A 15,471-nucleotide genomic window follows, 5' to 3' on the forward strand; every position below is an offset into this window, starting at 1 on the left:
GATATTGCCCGTGTTGGCGGCGTCCCACATGGCTGTATAAGGTACGACGTTAACCGTCTATCGTTATGACAGTGCGAAAACTTACCGCGATCGCGTGAATGTTTTGCTTGGGCGTGTGGTCACAGCCCTGGCTCAATCGTCTTCATGCGGTCTGTTCCAGCCGCTCTTGTCGTCAGGAATCTTTCATGCGTTTTCTTAAATTCTTGTTCGTGGGCTGTTTATCCGTGGTCAGCCTGGCCAGCCATGCCGAAACAGTCAAAGGCCTCTATCAAGTGCGCCAACCGGTCACCGGCCAGACACCGGAGGAGCGCGATCAGGCGACTCAGCAGGCGCTGGAAACGCTGGTGTTGCGCTTGACCGGCGATCCCAAGGCGGCGCAAAGCCCAGGCCTTGCGGCCGTGCGCAAAGACCCTCAGCAGATCATCAGTCAGTTCGGCTACGACGCCGGGCCGCCGCAAGTGCTGAAAGTCGATTTCGATCCGGCCACCACCGAGCAGGCCTTGCGTCGTGCCGGGTTGGCCGTGTGGGGCGCCAATCGGCCATCGATCCTCGGCTGGTGGTTGAACGATTCCGCCGAAGGTTCGAGCCTGGTCGGCGATGGTCAGGCCAGCGCTGCGCCCCTGCGTCGGGCGGCTCAGCACCGGGGCCTGCCGCTGCGTTTGCCGCTGGCTGACCTGAATGAACAGATCGTCGCCACGGCACCGAATCTGGAAGGTGCCGACCCTGCGCCACTGCGCAGTGCCTCCGATCGTTACAATGCCGATGCCTTGCTGGCGGTGCATGCCCGTGAAGAAGGGGGGCAATGGCAAGCCAAGTGGCGACTGTGGCTGGGCGATCAGAAAGAGGCCGGTAGCGTGCAGGGCGCCGATACCGCCGCCGTGGCCGATGCGGTGATGCTGGCGGTCAGCGAGCGTCTGGCGTCGCGTTTCGTCGCCAAGCCAGGTGCGTCGGGCGAGCAATTGTTGGAAGTGCAGGGCATGAATCTGGAGCGTTATGCGACGCTTGGGCGTTTGTTGGAGCCTTTTGGCGCGCGTCTGCAAAGTGTCGATGGCGACCGCGTGCTTTATCGCGTCAACGGCAGCGCCGATCAGCTGCGAGCTCAGTTGTCCCTGGCGCAATTGCAGGAAGTTCCGGCCGGTCAGGCGCCGGCACCTGTTCAGCCCGTGACTGCGGGTTCGGCGCCGGCCGCAGCGCCAGCACCTGCCCCGACGCCGCAGTTGCGTTTCCGTTGGTGAGTTTTTTCTTTATATAGAAGCAGGAGTGGTACATGGCCGATACGCGGCGTTGGTTCTGGCTCGGTGGGGTGGCCCTGCTTTGCGCGTTTGTTTACCTGTTGCATCCGATCTTGACGCCGTTCCTGGTGGCGCTGTTGCTGGCCTATCTGTTCGATCCGCTGGTGGATCGGCTGGAGACGCTCGGTTTGTCGCGGACGTGGGGCGTGGTGGCGGTGTTCGCGTTATTCACCATGATCCTCACCACGCTGTTGTTGGTGTTGGTGCCGATGCTCGCCAAGCAGCTGTTTCGCTTGTATGAACTGGCGCCGCAGATGCTCGACTGGTTGCAGCACACCGCGTTGCCGTGGGCGCAATCGAAGTTGGGCTTGTCCGAGGGCTTCTGGAAGTTCGACAAGCTCAAGGCGGCGATCAGCGAGCACATGGGCCAGACCACCGATATTGTCGGCGTGGTGCTGAGTCAGGCGACGGCTTCAGGCCTTGCGCTGATTGGTTGGCTGGCCAATCTGGTGCTGATCCCGGTGGTGAGTTTTTATCTGTTGCGCGACTGGGACCTGATGATGGCCAAGATCCGCAGCCTGCTGCCCCGTGATCGTGAAGAGCGTGTCATGATCCTGGCCGGGGAATGCCATGAAGTGCTTGGGGCGTTCGTGCGCGGGCAGTTGCTGGTGATGCTGGCGCTGGGTGTGATTTACGCCGCGGGCTTGATGATGATAGGGCTGGAGCTGGGACTGTTGATCGGTCTGATTGCCGGTCTGGCGGCGATCGTGCCGTACATGGGATTTGTCATCGGGATTGGTGCGGCGTTGATCGCCGGCCTGTTCCAGTTCGGTGGCGATCTGTATCCCATGATCGGTATCGTCGCGGTGTTCATGGTCGGCCAGGCACTGGAAGGCATGGTTCTGACGCCGTTGCTGGTGGGGGACCGGATCGGCCTGCACCCGGTAGCGGTGATCTTTGCGATTCTGGCCGGCGGCGAGCTGTTCGGTTTTACCGGTGTGCTGCTGGCATTGCCGGTGGCGGCGGTGATCATGGTCCTGGTGCGCCACATGCATGATTTGTATAAGGATTCGGATATCTACAGCGGTAGCGACGAGCCTAAGCTGTAATGGATTTTGATCGCTCATGACAGGCAATCTGGTTTCATGCCAGGTTTGCCTGTCCCTTGCACGGCTGTCACATGCACCGCCAAAGAAACTGTCATAAAACCAGGACGTTAACGCAAACCTTTGATTTTGCTTGTGGTCTGTCGCATTGTGCGGTCAGCTTCACGGGTATAAACTTCGCAAACTTTACACAGAGGCCACTAACGGTTCCTTTGGAACTGTTCAGTCAGCATGAAACCGATTCAGCTGCCCCTAGGTGTGCGTCTGCGTGATGACGCCACCTTTATCAATTACTACCCAGGCGCCAATGCCGCTGCACTCGGCTATGTCGAGCGGCTGTGCGAAGCCGACGCCGGCTGGACGGAAAGCCTGATTTACCTCTGGGGCAAGCACGGGGTAGGGCGCACGCATTTGTTGCAGGCGGCTTGCCTGCGTTTCGAGCAGATGGGTGAACCGGCGGTGTACCTGCCGCTGGCCGAGTTGATGGACCGTGGCATCGAAATCCTCGACAACCTCGAACAATACGAACTGGTTTGCCTGGATGATCTGCAGGCGGTCGCCGGCAAGGCGGATTGGGAAGAGGCGTTGTTCCATCTGTTCAATCGTCTGCGTGACAGCGGTCGGCGTCTGCTGATCGCTGCGTCGACATCCCCGCGCGAACTGCCGGTGAAGCTGGCGGACCTCAAGTCGCGGCTGACACTGGCGCTCATCTTCCAGATGCGTCCGCTCTCCGACGAAGACAAATTGCGTGCCTTGCAGTTGCGTGCCTCCCGTCGTGGCCTGCACCTGACTGACGAAGTCGGGCATTTTATTTTGACTCGCGGTACCCGCAGCATGAGTGCGCTTTTCGAGCTGCTTGAACGCCTCGATCAGGCCTCCCTTCAAGCTCAGCGCAAGCTGACAATCCCGTTCCTGAAAGAGACGTTGGGCTGGTAAAAGCCAGGTTTTTCGCGGGTTCCGGCATATTCCAGGCGTCAACAAATCCGCTTTCCTGCAGGGGAGCAGGCTGCGCAAAGGTTCAAAATGGGCTTAAGCGCTTAGATGGAAACGAGAAACCGATAAGTCACATAAAGATCGATTGAATTTGCAAATGAGATCGATAGCGGGCATAGTCTCGGCTTCTTTACAACTATCAGCCACGGTCGTGCCCATGCTAAATCGCTTCGCACCCCTCGTGCCTCTCGCACTCGTCACCCTGTTGTTCGGTTGCGCTGCTCACTCTCCAGTGTCCCAGCAAGAGCCACAACAACAGGTTTCAAATTCAGTTACCGCGCAGTCTTCTTCCATTCTTTTCCAGGAAGAGCTAGCAACCAATAAAGAACTGGCAGACTTCGCCGGCGGCAAGTCGTACCAGCTTCCGGTTCTGGCTGACAGCATCCTCGAACGTGGCATGTCCCTGATCGGTACCCGTTACCGTTTCGGCGGCACCTCCGAGGCTGGCTTCGACTGCAGCGGCTTCATCGGTTATCTGTTTCGTGAAGAGGCTGGCATGAACCTGCCGCGCTCCACTCGCGAAATGATCAACGTTGACGCTCCGTTGGTGGCTCGCAGCGCCCTCAAGCCGGGTGACCTGCTGTTCTTCGCCACCAATGGCCGTCGCGGTCGTGTCAGTCACGCCGGGATCTACGTGGGTGACAACCAGTTCATCCACTCCAGCAGCCGCAAAAGCGGTGGTGTCCGGGTCGATAGCCTGGGCGACAGCTACTGGAGCAAGACCTTCATCGAAGCCAAGCGTGCACTCGCAATGGCACCGGCTGCAGCGCCTATCGTCACTGCGCGCAAATAAGCGGACAGTTTATAAGGCGAACTTAAAGTCTTACTTGAAGTTTGCCGCGTAGCCGCTAGAATCCTGATCTATTATTGATGGCAAACCGCCTGCGTTCTGCGCAGGCGGTTTTCTTTTCTGTCTTTGTGGCAGAAAAAAGCCGCAGCCAGATCAGGATGTTCTGTTTATGACGATGTCGGCCCGCCTCGCACTCATGTTCTTCGCAGCGCTGCTCAGCGCCTGCGCCAGCCGCACACCGCCACCTGCGCCGGTGGTTCGCGCACCGATTGTTTTCGGTTCTCCCCAAGCCTTTTCCCCTGCGGCAGAAGACGTGATGTTTCGCGCGCTCGGTCTGGTGGGGACGCCTTATCGTTGGGGCGGCAACACGCCGGATTCCGGGTTCGATTGCAGCGGTTTGATCGGTTACGTCTATCGCGATGTCGCAGGCATTTCCTTGCCGCGGTCCACACGCGAGATGATCGGCATGCAGGCTCCCAACGTCGGCAAGGAAGGCCTGCAAACCGGCGACCTGATTTTCTTCGCCACCAATGGCGGCTCCCAGGTTAGCCATGCCGGGATCTATGTCGGCGAAGGGCGCTTCGTCCATGCACCAGCCACGGGCGGTACGGTCAAGCTGGACAGCTTGTCCAAGGCTTACTGGCAGAAAGCCTACCTGAGCGCCAAGCGCGTCCTGCAGCCCGAGCACTTGGCACATAACCCATAGCGTAGGCGCCTGTTGAATAAAGATCGCGGCCTTCGGCAGCTCCTACATTGGATGACGTAGACCCTGTAGGAGCTGCCGAAGGCTGCGATCTTTTGACGTTTATTTAGCCGCGGAAACGCGCCACACCTTGTTCCCCACATCATCCGCCACCAACAAGCCGCCCTGCTGATCGATCACCACGCCCACCGGCCGACCCATGGCTTTTCCCTCGTCGTTGAGGAAGCCGGTAAGCACATCCAGCGGCTGGCCGCTCGGTTTGCCGGCACTGAACGGCACGAAAATCACTTTGTAGCCGCTGTGCGGTTTACGGTTCCACGAGCCATGCTGGCCGATGAATGCCCCTTGGGTGAACGGCGCGGGCAACTTGCTGCCTTCGGCGAACGTCAGGCCCAGCGACGCGGTATGGGGCCCCACCGCGTAGTCTGGAGTAATGGCCTTGGCGACCAGATCAGGGTTTTGTGGCTCGACGCGAACATCGACATGTTGCCCGTAATAGCTGTAAGGCCAGCCATAGAACCCGCCGTCCTTCACTGACGTGATGTAGTCCGGCACCAGGTCGCTGCCGATTTCGTCACGCTCGTTGACTGCGGTCCATAAAGCGCCGCTCTGAGGCTCCCAGGCCAGGCCGTTCGGGTTGCGAATCCCCGAGGCGAAGATTCGATGGTTGCCGGTGGCGCGATCCACTTCCCAGATCGCCGCGCGACCTTCCTCCTGATCCATGCCGTTTTCACCGACGTTGCTGTTCGAACCCACGGTGACGTACAGCTTGCTGCCGTCCTTGCTGGCGATGACGTTTTTGGTCCAATGGTGATTCAGTGTGCCGCCCGGCAAATCGACCACTTTGATCGGCTGCGACTTGATCGCCGTCTCGCTGTTTTCATAGTGGAAACGCAGCAAGCGGTCGGTGTCGGCGACGTACAGGTCTTTGCCGACCAAGGTCATGCCGAAGGGCGAGTTGAGGGTTTCCAGGAACACCGTGCGGGTTTCGGCGACGCCGTCGTGGTCCTTGTCCCGCAGCAGAGTGATGCGATTCGGGCTGGGAACGCCGGCCCCGGCACGGCCCATGACTTTGCCCATGACCCAGCCGCGAATGCCTTTGCCGTCGTCGGGTTTGGGCGGCGAGTTGGTTTCGGCCACCAGCACATCGCCGTTGGGCAATACGTAGAGCCAGCGGGGATGATCGAGGCCTTCGGCAAACGCCGCCACCTGAGTCCCTGGCGCGGCAGTGGGTTTTTTACCTTGAGGCCAGCCGATCGCCGGGGCGATGTTCACCGTCGGGATCAGGGTTTTGTTCGGTTCCGGCAGCTTGGGCGACGGTCCGGTGCCGTCCGAGACTTGCAGGCTGGAGGTTTCACCACAGGCGGCGAGCCCTCCGGCGAGCGCGATGATGAAAACGAGTTGGGGTTTGCGCATTACTGATCTTCCCTATGAATGCATTGACGTAATCATAGAGAAGCGTAGACACCCGATGGTTCAACCAGTCAGCCGCGGGCTTCCTTGAACAGCACGGCGATACCCGGGTGGTAGTTGCCGGCTTCATTGCGCAACTTGCGGTAGGCGTAAGGGAAATACCAGGCCACCGCACAGGTGTGTTCCTTTTGCAGGTCGTCGAGCATGTCCTGGAGTTCTTCCGGGGTGGCGCTGTGCTGGGCTTTTTGTGGAGCGACAAACAGGCAGCCGAGTTTCAGGTCGCTGGCGTAGCTGATGCGCTTCGCGTCGCTGGTGATGTCCGCCAGTGCCTGGGTCAGGTTCAAACTATTGACCCGCGGCCAGCGCTGAGTGGCCTGCAGGTACGCGCGTTCTTCGCTGGTGGCGATAAACAGATCGGCGCGGGCGTTGCGTTCGCCTTCTTCGGTCTGTTTGCGCGTCGGTGTTTGCTGCAGCGTGACCATTTCCGCCATCCAGGCTGCGGCAGAGAGCAGGCCGAGGTTGGCGTTTTCGTCGTACCAGTAAGGCGTATCGTTATCGCCGCGCACGGCGTTGTAGCGGTCGATACAGTCAAACCAGCGTTCCAGCACCGGGCGCAGGAATTCCAGCTTCGGATTGCTGATGATCATGCCTTGCATGTGGCTCACCCTTGTTATTGTGTTATGAGGTTGTGGCTCTTTGATATCACTGCTGGCAGTGTGGCACAAGATTGGCGTCAGATAATTGATCGGCGGCAGTTATTCGCCGGAAGGCGTCCCGTCTTTAATTGACGCTCCACCCCCAACCCTCTAACCTTCGCGGCTTGTTTCAGGTGCTCTGTGGCCTTGGTCGACAGAGTGAAACAGGGAAGCCGGTGAGTGAGTTTCTTCCAGCGAAGAACGATCGCGATCCCGGCGCTGCCCCCGCAACGGTAAATGAGTGAAGACTGCGCCTTGAGCCACTGTGTCGACGATTGACATGGGAAGGCGCGCAGTCGGGCCAAGTGCCGCTCATGAGCCCGGAGACCGGCCTGATCCATTCAGCGGCATCACGGTGGGCGATGCCAGGCTTCTTGCCGTCTATTCTTGTGCCTGCCCGCCGTTATCCAGCCTCAACGGAGAGCTCCCCCATGACTGATACCCCCGATCGTGACGAACGCCATCTGGCGCGCATGCTGCGCAAAAAAGCCGTGATCGACGAACGCATCGCCAACTCGCCGAATGAATGCGGCCTGCTGCTGGTGCTGAGCGGCAACGGCAAAGGCAAGAGCAGTTCGGCGTTCGGCATGCTTGCGCGCTCCATGGGCCACGGCATGCAATGCGGCGTGGTGCAGTTCATCAAGGGGCGCAGCAGCACCGGCGAGGAGTTGTTCTTCCGGCGCTTTCCGGAGCAGGTGCGTTTTCATGTGATGGGCGAGGGCTTCACCTGGGAAACCCAGGACCGCCAGCGTGACATCGCCGCCGCCGAAGCTGCGTGGGCGGTGTCCCGCGAACTGCTGAGCGATCCGTCGATTGGCTTGGTGGTACTCGATGAATTGAACATCGCCCTCAAGCACGGTTACCTCGATCTCGATCAGGTGCTCAGCGACTTGCAGGCCCGTCCACCGATGCAGCATGTGGTGGTCACTGGCCGTGGCGCCAAACCGGAGATGATCGAACTGGCTGACACCGTCACCGAAATGGGCATGATCAAGCACGCCTTCCAGGCCGGGATCAAGGCGCAAAAAGGCGTCGAGTTGTGAGTCAACCACGTCAATGCCCGGCGGTACTGATTGCCGCGCCGGCCTCCGGTCAGGGCAAGACCACCGTCACCGCCGCGCTCGCCCGGTTGCATCGCAATCAGGGGCGCAAGGTGCGCGTGTTCAAATGCGGCCCGGACTTTCTCGACCCGATGATTCTCGAGCGCGCCAGCGGTGCGCCAGTTTATCAACTGGACATGTGGATGGTCGGCGAGCAGGAAAGTCGTCGTCTGTTGTGGGAAGCCGCTGGCGAAGCCGATCTGATCCTCATCGAAGGCGTCATGGGGCTGTTTGACGGTACGCCGTCCAGTGCCGACCTGGCGCGGCATTTTGGTGTGCCGGTGCTCGGCGTGATTGACGGCACCGCGATGGCGCAGACCTTTGGCGCGCTGGCCTTGGGCTTGGCGCGCTATCAGCCGGATTTGCCGTTTGCCGGTGTGTTGGCCAACCGGGTTGGCACCCTGCGTCATGCGCAATTGCTCGAAGGCAGCCTGACAGAAGGCTTGCGTTGGTACGGCGCGTTGTCCCGGGAAACCGGCATCGAATTGCCGAGTCGGCATCTTGGCCTGGTACAGGCCAGTGAGCTGAATGACTTAGATCTGCGCCTCGATGCCGCCGCCGCCTCGCTGGCCAGCAGTTGCGACGTGGCGTTACCACCTGTCGTGGAATTCGCCGCGCCTGAAATGATTGCGGCCGAACCGTTGCTGGCCGGTGTGCGGATTGCTGTGGCTCGGGACGAAGCCTTCGCGTTTACCTACGGCGCGAGCCTGGATCTGCTGCGGGCCATGGGCGCCGAATTGTCTTTCTTCTCGCCGATCCGCGACAGCGGGTTACCAGAGGCAGACAGCCTTTATCTGCCGGGCGGTTACCCTGAATTGCACCATGTGGCGTTGTCACAAAACACGCCAATGCTGACCGCCATCCGCGCTCACCACGCGGCGGGAAAACCGTTGCTGGCCGAGTGTGGCGGCATGTTGTACCTGCTGGACTCGTTGACCGATGTCGAGGGTGCTCGCGCCGAGCTGGTTGGCTTGTTGACCGGTAATGCGGTGATGCAGAAGCGTCTGGCGGCGTTGGCCTTGCAGGCGGTGGAATTGCCCGAAGGTTTGCTGCGCGGGCACACCTATCACCACTCGCTGACCAGCACCGAGCTTGAGCCGATTGCACGTGGCCTGAGCCCCAATGGCGGGCGAGGGGCGGAGGCGGTTTATCGTGAGGGGCGGATGACGGCCTCTTATGTGCACTTTTATTTTCCGTCCAATCCGGCGGCGATTGCTGCGTTGTTGGCGCCCGATCGTGAAGCCGTCATCGCGAGCAGGCCATGACAGAAAACGCCTTTTCCGAAGCCGAACGCGATGCGGTCTACCGAGCCATCGGTGAACGCCGTGACATGCGCCACTTCAGTGGCGGCACAGTCGAGCCCGAGTTACTGAGACGCCTGCTCGAAGCCGCGCACCAGGCGCCGAGCGTCGGCCTGATGCAGCCCTGGCGGTTCATCCGCATCAGCGACCGGGCGCTGCGCGGCAAGATCCAGCAACTGGTGGAGGAAGAACGCGTCCGCACCGCCGAAGCCCTCGGCGAGCGCTCCGACGAATTCATGAAGCTCAAGGTCGAAGGCATCCAAGACTGCGCCGAAGTGCTGGTCGCTGCGCTGATGGACGATCGCGAACGGCATATCTTCGGCCGTCGTACGTTGCCGGAAATGGACATGGCCTCGCTGTCCTGTGCCATCCAGAACCTGTGGCTGGCGTCCCGCGCCGAAGGCCTGGGCATGGGCTGGGTGTCGCTGTTCGAGCCGCAAGCCTTGGCGAACCTGTTGGGTTTGCCGGCCGGGGCCAAGCCTTTGGCCGTTCTTTGCCTGGGGCCGGTCAAGGAATTCTATCCGGCGCCGATGCTGATACTCGAAGGCTGGGCGCAAGCGCGTCCGCTCAACGAGTTGCTGTATGAAAATTATTGGGGAGTGAGTCAATGAGTGTGGCGTTGTTGAGTGTCGCCGCGGTCGCGCTGGATGCGCTGCTGGGTGAACCCAAACGCTGGCATCCGCTGGTGGCGTTCGGTCGTTTTGCCGATCGCATCGAACAACGTTTCAACTCCGCTGGCCGCGGCTGGCGCAGTCACGGGGTGACGGCCTGGGTGATGGCGGTCGTGCCGCTGACCTTGCTGGTCACCGCGCTGTCCTGGGCACCTTACGTTGGCTGGGTCGTCGAGATTCTCGCGCTCTATTGCGCCCTTGGCATGCGCAGCCTCGGCGAGCATGTCGAGCCGGTGGCCAAGGCCCTGCGCAGCGATGATTTGGTTGAGGCGCGCACACGTGTCGGTTATCTGGTCAGCCGCCAGACCAGCGAACTGGACAAAACCGAAGTCGCCCGCGCCGCCACCGAATCGGTGTTGGAAAACGGCAGCGATGCAGTATTCGCCGCGCTGTTCTGGTTTGCTGTGGCGGGTGCGCCCGGTGTGGTGCTCTATCGTCTGAGCAACACCCTGGATGCGATGTGGGGTTATCGCAATGAGCGCTTCGAGCGTTTCGGCTGGGCTGCCGCAAAGATCGACGATGTCCTGAACTACATTCCTGCACGCCTGGTGGCGTTGACCTACGCACTGTTGGGCAAAACCCGACTGGCGCTGAAATGCTGGCGCACCCAGGGGCCGACCTGGGACAGCCCGAATGCCGGGCCGGTGATGGCGGCTGGTGCCGGCGCGTTGGGTGTCGAGTTGGGCGGGGCGGCGATTTATCACGGCGAACTGCATCAGCGTCCGCAGTTGGGCGAAGGCGTGCCGGCGGATGCCGATTCCATCGACCGTGGCTGGCAATTGGTCCAGCGCGGGGTATGGTTATGGCTGCTGATTCTCTGCGTGGGGGCTGAATTCTATGCTTGAACACGGTGGCCGGTTGCGCAAGGCAGCACTTGAATACGGTATCGCCGAAGCCGATTGGCTCGACCTGTCCAGTGGTCTTGCGCCCTGGCCATTCCCGGTTCCGGATATCCCGCTGCGGGCCTGGGCACGTCTGCCGGAAACCGATGACGGTCTGGAGCAAGCCGCCTGCGACTATTACGGTGCGGCCCAGGTGTTGCCCGTGGCCGGTTCGCAAATGGCGATTCAGTTGCTGCCGCGTTTGCGCAGGGCCGGCAAGGTCGGCGTGCTGTCGCCGTGTTACGCCGAGCACGCCGAAGCCTGGCGCCGCAACGGTTATGTCGTGCGTGAGGTCCTGGAGTCGGAAGTCGATTTCTTTCTCGACAACCTGGACGTGCTGGTGGTGGTCAATCCGAACAATCCCACTGGCCTGAGCCTGACCCCGGCCCGTCTGCTGGATTGGCATGCGCGGCTGGCCCAGCGCGGTGGCTGGTTGGTGGTGGACGAGGCGTTCATGGACAACACACCGCATTTGAGTCTGGCGCCGTTCACCAACCAGATCGGCTTGATCGTGCTGCGTTCCTTCGGCAAGTTTTTCGGCCTGGCCGGTGTGCGGCTAGGGTTTGTACTGGCCGAGCGCAAGTTGCTCAAACTGCTGGCCGAGCAAGTCGGGCCCTGGGCGGTCAGTGGGCCGACCCGCGTACTGGGCCAGGCTTGCCTGACGGATACGGACGGGCACACCCGACAGCGCATTCGCACTGACGAGGCTGGCGAGCGTCTGGCGCTGCTGCTTGAGCAGTATGGTTTCAAGCCTCAGGGCGGTTGCGCGTTGTTCCAGTGGCTGATCACCGAGCGCGCCGAAGCGCTGCATGAGTTCATGGCCCGGCGCGGCATTCTGCTGCGGTTGTTCACCCACAACAGCAGCCTGCGTTTTGGTTTACCTGCGGATAAAACGGACTGGTCGCGCCTCGAACAAGCCCTGCAAATCTATGCCAAGGAAAACCCATGACAACGTTGATGGTGCAAGGCACCACCTCCGACGCCGGTAAAAGCACACTGGTGACGGCGCTGTGTCGCTGGGTCACGCGCCAAGGCGTGAGGGTGGTGCCATTCAAGCCGCAGAACATGGCCCTCAACAGTGCGGTGACCGCCGACGGTGGCGAGATCGGTCGCGCTCAGGCGGTGCAGGCCCAGGCTTCAAACCTTGAGCCGCACACCGACATGAACCCGGTGCTGCTTAAACCCAACAGTGATACCGGCGCCCAAGTGATCATCCATGGTCGCGCCGTCACCACCATGAATGCTGTCGCGTATCACGACTACAAAGCCATCGCCATGCAGGCGGTGCTGGCCTCCCATGAACGGCTGAGCGCGGCGTATCCGCTGGTGATGGTTGAAGGGGCGGGCTCGCCGGCCGAGATCAACCTGCGTGCCGGCGACATCGCCAACATGGGGTTTGCCGAGGCGGTGGACTGCCCGGTGGTGCTGATTGCCGACATCAATCGCGGCGGGGTTTTCGCGCATTTGGTCGGTACGCTGGAGCTGCTGTCGCCCAGCGAACAGGCGCGGGTCAAAGGCTTCATCATCAACCGTTTTCGCGGCGACATCGCCTTGCTGCAACCGGGGCTGGACTGGCTGGAAGCGCGCACCGGCAAACCGGTGATCGGCGTGTTGCCTTATGTGATGGACCTGCATCTTGAGGCCGAGGACGGCCTCGATCAGCGCCAGACCGACAAGGCCGATCAAGTGCTCAACGTGGTGGTGCCGGTGCTGCCGCGCATCAGCAACCACACCGATTTCGATCCACTGCGCCTGCATCCGCAAGTGGACCTGCAATTCATCGGCCCCGGCCAGGCAATTCCGCCGGCCGACCTGATAATTCTCCCTGGCTCGAAAAGCGTGCGCAGCGACCTCGCGTACCTGCGGAGCAATGGCTGGGACTCGGCGATCGCACGGCACTTGCGCTACGGCGGCAAAGTGCTGGGAATCTGCGGCGGCCTGCAAATGCTCGGCGAGCAGGTGCATGACCCGCTGGGCCTCGAAGGCGCGCCGGGTTCCAGTGCCGGTTTGGGTTTGCTGGCGTTCGAAACGCAGCTCGAAGAAGAGAAGCAGTTGCGCAACGTACGTGGGCGTCTGGGGCTGGAAGATGCGCAGGTCAGCGGCTATGAAATTCATGCCGGCGTGACCACCGGGCCGGCGCTGGAAAACGCCGCCGTGCAGCTGGACGACGGTCGCTGCGATGGTGCGCAAAGTGCCGATGGGCAGATTTTCGGTACGTACCTGCATGGCCTGTTCGAATCACCGGAGGCGTGCAGTGCACTGTTGCGCTGGGCTGGTTTGCAGGAGGTGCAGGAGGTGGATTACCACGGGTTGCGCGAGCGCGATATCGAGCGGTTGGCGGATCTGGTGGAGAAGCATCTGGATACCTCGCTGTTGCGTGAGCTCTGCGGGTTTTGAGGTGGCTGCACTGGCCTCATCGAAGACTTTAAGGAATGAACCATGCTGCAACTGATCCTCGGCGGCGCCCGCTCCGGCAAAAGTCGTCTGGCTGAAAAGCTGGCGACTGACAGTCAGCTCCACGTCACTTACATCGCCACCAGCCAACCCCTGGACGGTGAAATGAACGAGCGGGTGGCCCATCACCGTGCCCGTCGTCCGGCCGAATGGGCGTTGATCGAGGAACCGCTGGAGCTGGCTCGCGTACTGCGCGAAAGCGCCGGCGTCGACCGCTGCCTGCTGGTGGATTGCCTGACGCTGTGGCTGACCAATCTGCTGATGCTCGACGACGCCGAGCGCCTGTCGGCCGAGCGCGAAGCCCTGCTGGACTGCCTGGCGTCGTTGCCGGGTGAAATCATTTTTGTCAGCAACGAGACCGGAATGGGTGTCGTGCCGCTGGGCGAATTGACTCGCCGCTATGTCGATGAAGCCGGTTGGCTGCATCAAGCCTTGGCCGAGCGCTGCCAACGTGTCGTCCTGACCGTCGCCGGCCTGCCCCTGACTTTGAAAGGAACTGCGTTATGACTCACACCTGGTGGCTGAACCCGTGCAAGCCAATCGATGCGCAAGTGGTCGAACAGGCGCAGGCGCGTCAACAGCAACTGACCAAGCCTGCCGGTTCCCTCGGCCAGCTCGAAGCGGTGGCGGTGCAACTGGCCGGGTTGCAGGGGCAGGTCAAGCCGACCCTCGATCAGCTGTGGATCGCGATTTTTGCCGGTGACCATGGCGTGGTCGCCGAAGGGGTGTCGGCGTTTCCGCAGGAAGTCACCGGGCAGATGCTGCACAACTTCGTCAGCGGCGGCGCGGCGATCAGCGTGTTGGCGCGGCAGTTGGGCGCGTCCCTTGAAGTGGTCGACCTCGGCACCGTTACGCCGTCGTTGAATCTGCCGGGTGTGCGGCATCTGAGCATCGGCCCGGGCACGGTGAATTTCGTCCAGGGCCCGGCGATGACTCAGGCCCAGGGCGAACTCGCCTTGCAGGCAGGTCGCGACAGTGTGCAACGCGCCATCGCAGCAGGCGCGCAGTTGTTCATCGGTGGCGAAATGGGCATCGGCAACACCACGGCGGCCAGCGCCTTGGCTTGTGCCTTGCTCGATTGTCCGGTGGTGCACCTGGCCGGGCCGGGCACTGGCCTGAACGCGGCGGGTGTCAGCCATAAAGCCCAGGTCATCGAACGCGCCTTGGCGTTGCATGGCGCTCAGCGTGGCGATGCGCTGCAAACCTTGTTCAACCTCGGCGGTTTCGAAATCGCTGCGCTGGTCGGCGCGTACCTGGCTTGTGCTCAGGAAGGTGTCGCGGTGTTGGTCGACGGGTTTATTTGCAGCGTTGCCGCGCTGGTGGCGGTGCGTCTGAATCCGGCCTGTCGTGAGTGGTTGCTGTTCGGTCATCGTGGTGCCGAGCCGGGTCATCGCCATGTGCTGGAAACCCTGAACGCTGAACCGTTGCTGGACCTCGGTCTGCGGTTGGGCGAGGGCAGTGGTGCGGCGTTGGCCGTGCCATTGCTGCGCCTGGCCTGCGACCTGCACGGGCAGATGGCAACATTCGCCGAAGCCGCAGTGGCGGATCGCCCGGCATGACCTTGCGCCTGGACCTGTTGCGTCATGGCGAAACCGAGCTCGGTGGCGGCCTGCGCGGCAGTCTCGACGACGCGCTGACCGGCAAGGGCTGGGAGCAGATGCGCGCCGCGGTGGTCGAGCAGGGGCCTTGGGATCGCTTGGTCAGCTCGCCGTTGCAGCGTTGTGCACGCTTTGCCGAAGAACTTGGAGTGCAGCTGGGGCTGCCGGTGCAGCTGGAAAAGGATCTGCAAGAGCTGCACTTCGGCGCCTGGGAAGGGCAGAGCGCCGGGGCGCTGATGGAAACCAGTGCCGAGGCATTGGGCTTGTTCTGGGCCGATCCCTACTCGTTCACGCCGCCTGATGGTGAGCCGGTTGCCGACTTTTCGACGCGGGTGTTGGCGGCCATTGAGCGGTTGCACGCGGCCTATTCGGGTGAGCGGGTCCTGCTGATCAGCCATGGCGGCGTCATGCGATTGTTGCTGGCGCAAGCGCGCGGATTGCCGCGTGAGCAGTTGCTCAACGTTGAGGTCGGCCATGGCGCGTTGTTCTCGTTGACGGTTGAATCCGGCGCCTTGCTAAGGGAAGCGATCTGAC

General features: G+C 61.6%; 16 protein-coding genes and 1 riboswitch. Of the genes, 14 read left to right on the forward strand and 2 right to left on the reverse strand.

The features are described from left to right. Nucleotides 1-185 precede the first annotated feature (185 nt). From AC1D2Q_RS16260 to AC1D2Q_RS16280, 5 genes are all read left to right on the forward strand, one after another. Entirely contained in the window at nucleotides 186-1,235 is a 1,050-nt protein-coding gene (locus AC1D2Q_RS16260) for a DUF2066 domain-containing protein (RefSeq protein ID WP_477813847.1), read from the forward strand. A gap of 32 nt (nucleotides 1,236-1,267) precedes the next feature. Then, entirely contained in the window at nucleotides 1,268-2,341 is a 1,074-nt protein-coding gene (locus AC1D2Q_RS16265) for an AI-2E family transporter (RefSeq protein WP_477813848.1), read from the forward strand. A gap of 228 nt (nucleotides 2,342-2,569) precedes the next feature. Continuing rightward, nucleotides 2,570-3,274, forward strand: a complete 705-nt coding sequence (gene hda, locus AC1D2Q_RS16270; RefSeq protein ID WP_007936072.1) for a DnaA regulatory inactivator Hda — start codon at nucleotides 2,570-2,572, stop codon at nucleotides 3,272-3,274. A gap of 214 nt (nucleotides 3,275-3,488) precedes the next feature. Beyond that, entirely contained in the window at nucleotides 3,489-4,124 is a 636-nt protein-coding gene (locus AC1D2Q_RS16275; RefSeq protein ID WP_477746421.1) for a C40 family peptidase, read from the forward strand. A gap of 166 nt (nucleotides 4,125-4,290) precedes the next feature. Beyond that, entirely contained in the window at nucleotides 4,291-4,827 is a 537-nt protein-coding gene (locus tag AC1D2Q_RS16280) for a C40 family peptidase (protein WP_477813849.1), read from the forward strand. A gap of 99 nt (nucleotides 4,828-4,926) precedes the next feature. On the opposite strand, the gene AC1D2Q_RS16285 is transcribed toward AC1D2Q_RS16280, so the two are convergent. Continuing rightward, complete coding sequence (locus AC1D2Q_RS16285) at nucleotides 4,927-6,240, reverse strand: PQQ-dependent sugar dehydrogenase (protein WP_477813850.1); 1,314 nt, start codon at nucleotides 6,238-6,240, stop codon at nucleotides 4,927-4,929. Nucleotides 6,241-6,308: 68 nt separating this feature from the next. After that, nucleotides 6,309-6,893 (reverse strand): hypothetical protein, encoded by a 585-nt coding sequence (locus tag AC1D2Q_RS16290; protein ID WP_477746419.1) that lies wholly within the window; start codon nucleotides 6,891-6,893, stop codon nucleotides 6,309-6,311. A gap of 154 nt (nucleotides 6,894-7,047) precedes the next feature. After that, a riboswitch (cobalamin riboswitch) is annotated at nucleotides 7,048-7,282 on the forward strand. An 81-nt stretch (nucleotides 7,283-7,363) separates the two neighbouring features. Between AC1D2Q_RS16290 and cobO the strand changes: the two genes are divergently transcribed. The 9 genes from cobO to cobC are packed head-to-tail and all read left to right on the forward strand — an operon-like array spanning nucleotide 7,364 to nucleotide 15,470. Further along, complete coding sequence (gene cobO / locus AC1D2Q_RS16295) at nucleotides 7,364-7,975, forward strand: cob(I)yrinic acid a,c-diamide adenosyltransferase (protein ID WP_007936078.1); 612 nt, start codon at nucleotides 7,364-7,366, stop codon at nucleotides 7,973-7,975. After that, nucleotides 7,972-9,297, forward strand: a complete 1,326-nt coding sequence (locus tag AC1D2Q_RS16300; protein ID WP_477813851.1) for a cobyrinate a,c-diamide synthase — start codon at nucleotides 7,972-7,974, stop codon at nucleotides 9,295-9,297. The genes cobO and AC1D2Q_RS16300 overlap by 4 nt, the downstream gene beginning before the upstream one ends. Continuing rightward, nucleotides 9,294-9,944, forward strand: a complete 651-nt coding sequence (gene bluB, locus AC1D2Q_RS16305) for a 5,6-dimethylbenzimidazole synthase (protein WP_477813852.1) — start codon at nucleotides 9,294-9,296, stop codon at nucleotides 9,942-9,944. Before AC1D2Q_RS16300 ends, bluB begins: the two co-directional genes overlap by 4 nt. Then, nucleotides 9,941-10,849, forward strand: a complete 909-nt coding sequence (gene cbiB / locus AC1D2Q_RS16310) for an adenosylcobinamide-phosphate synthase CbiB (protein WP_477813853.1) — start codon at nucleotides 9,941-9,943, stop codon at nucleotides 10,847-10,849. Before bluB ends, cbiB begins: the two co-directional genes overlap by 4 nt. After that, nucleotides 10,842-11,834: a threonine-phosphate decarboxylase CobD gene (gene cobD, locus AC1D2Q_RS16315; protein ID WP_477813854.1), complete on the forward strand. Its 993-nt coding sequence runs from the start codon at nucleotides 10,842-10,844 to the stop codon at nucleotides 11,832-11,834. Before cbiB ends, cobD begins: the two co-directional genes overlap by 8 nt. After that, on the forward strand, nucleotides 11,831-13,282 hold the full coding sequence (locus AC1D2Q_RS16320) for a cobyric acid synthase (RefSeq protein WP_477813855.1): 1,452 nt from the start codon (nucleotides 11,831-11,833) through the stop codon (nucleotides 13,280-13,282). Before cobD ends, AC1D2Q_RS16320 begins: the two co-directional genes overlap by 4 nt. 42 nt (nucleotides 13,283-13,324) lie before the next feature. Then, entirely contained in the window at nucleotides 13,325-13,846 is a 522-nt protein-coding gene (cobU, locus tag AC1D2Q_RS16325) for a bifunctional adenosylcobinamide kinase/adenosylcobinamide-phosphate guanylyltransferase (protein WP_111454366.1), read from the forward strand. Further along, on the forward strand, nucleotides 13,843-14,898 hold the full coding sequence (cobT, locus tag AC1D2Q_RS16330; protein WP_477813856.1) for a nicotinate-nucleotide--dimethylbenzimidazole phosphoribosyltransferase: 1,056 nt from the start codon (nucleotides 13,843-13,845) through the stop codon (nucleotides 14,896-14,898). Before cobU ends, cobT begins: the two co-directional genes overlap by 4 nt. Continuing rightward, nucleotides 14,895-15,470 carry an alpha-ribazole phosphatase family protein gene (gene cobC, locus AC1D2Q_RS16335; RefSeq protein WP_477813857.1) on the forward strand — a complete coding sequence of 192 codons (576 nt, stop codon included), beginning with the start codon at nucleotides 14,895-14,897 and terminating at the stop codon, nucleotides 15,468-15,470. The genes cobT and cobC overlap by 4 nt, the downstream gene beginning before the upstream one ends. Nucleotide 15,471: the final 1 nt, after the last annotated feature.

It is taken from the genome of Pseudomonas sp. P1_A1, assembly GCF_056406935.1.

Excerpts from the sequence above, each read along its gene's own strand:
- AC1D2Q_RS16260 (WP_477813847.1), top strand. The coding sequence starts at position 186 with ATGCGTTTTCTTAAATTCTTGTTCGTGGGCTGTTTATCCGTGGTCAGC.
- AC1D2Q_RS16265 (WP_477813848.1), top strand. The coding sequence starts at position 1,268 with ATGGCCGATACGCGGCGTTGGTTCTGGCTCGGTGGGGTGGCCCTGCTT.
- hda (WP_007936072.1), top strand. The coding sequence starts at position 2,570 with ATGAAACCGATTCAGCTGCCCCTAGGTGTGCGTCTGCGTGATGACGCC.
- AC1D2Q_RS16275 (WP_477746421.1), top strand. The coding sequence starts at position 3,489 with ATGCTAAATCGCTTCGCACCCCTCGTGCCTCTCGCACTCGTCACCCTG.
- AC1D2Q_RS16280 (WP_477813849.1), top strand. The coding sequence starts at position 4,291 with ATGACGATGTCGGCCCGCCTCGCACTCATGTTCTTCGCAGCGCTGCTC.
- AC1D2Q_RS16285 (WP_477813850.1), bottom strand. The coding sequence starts at position 6,240 with ATGCGCAAACCCCAACTCGTTTTCATCATCGCGCTCGCCGGAGGGCTC.
- AC1D2Q_RS16290 (WP_477746419.1), bottom strand. The coding sequence starts at position 6,893 with ATGCAAGGCATGATCATCAGCAATCCGAAGCTGGAATTCCTGCGCCCG.
- cobO (WP_007936078.1), top strand. The coding sequence starts at position 7,364 with ATGACTGATACCCCCGATCGTGACGAACGCCATCTGGCGCGCATGCTG.
- bluB (WP_477813852.1), top strand. The coding sequence starts at position 9,294 with ATGACAGAAAACGCCTTTTCCGAAGCCGAACGCGATGCGGTCTACCGA.
- cbiB (WP_477813853.1), top strand. The coding sequence starts at position 9,941 with ATGAGTGTGGCGTTGTTGAGTGTCGCCGCGGTCGCGCTGGATGCGCTG.
- cobD (WP_477813854.1), top strand. The coding sequence starts at position 10,842 with ATGCTTGAACACGGTGGCCGGTTGCGCAAGGCAGCACTTGAATACGGT.
- AC1D2Q_RS16320 (WP_477813855.1), top strand. The coding sequence starts at position 11,831 with ATGACAACGTTGATGGTGCAAGGCACCACCTCCGACGCCGGTAAAAGC.
- cobU (WP_111454366.1), top strand. The coding sequence starts at position 13,325 with ATGCTGCAACTGATCCTCGGCGGCGCCCGCTCCGGCAAAAGTCGTCTG.
- cobT (WP_477813856.1), top strand. The coding sequence starts at position 13,843 with ATGACTCACACCTGGTGGCTGAACCCGTGCAAGCCAATCGATGCGCAA.
- cobC (WP_477813857.1), top strand. The coding sequence starts at position 14,895 with ATGACCTTGCGCCTGGACCTGTTGCGTCATGGCGAAACCGAGCTCGGT.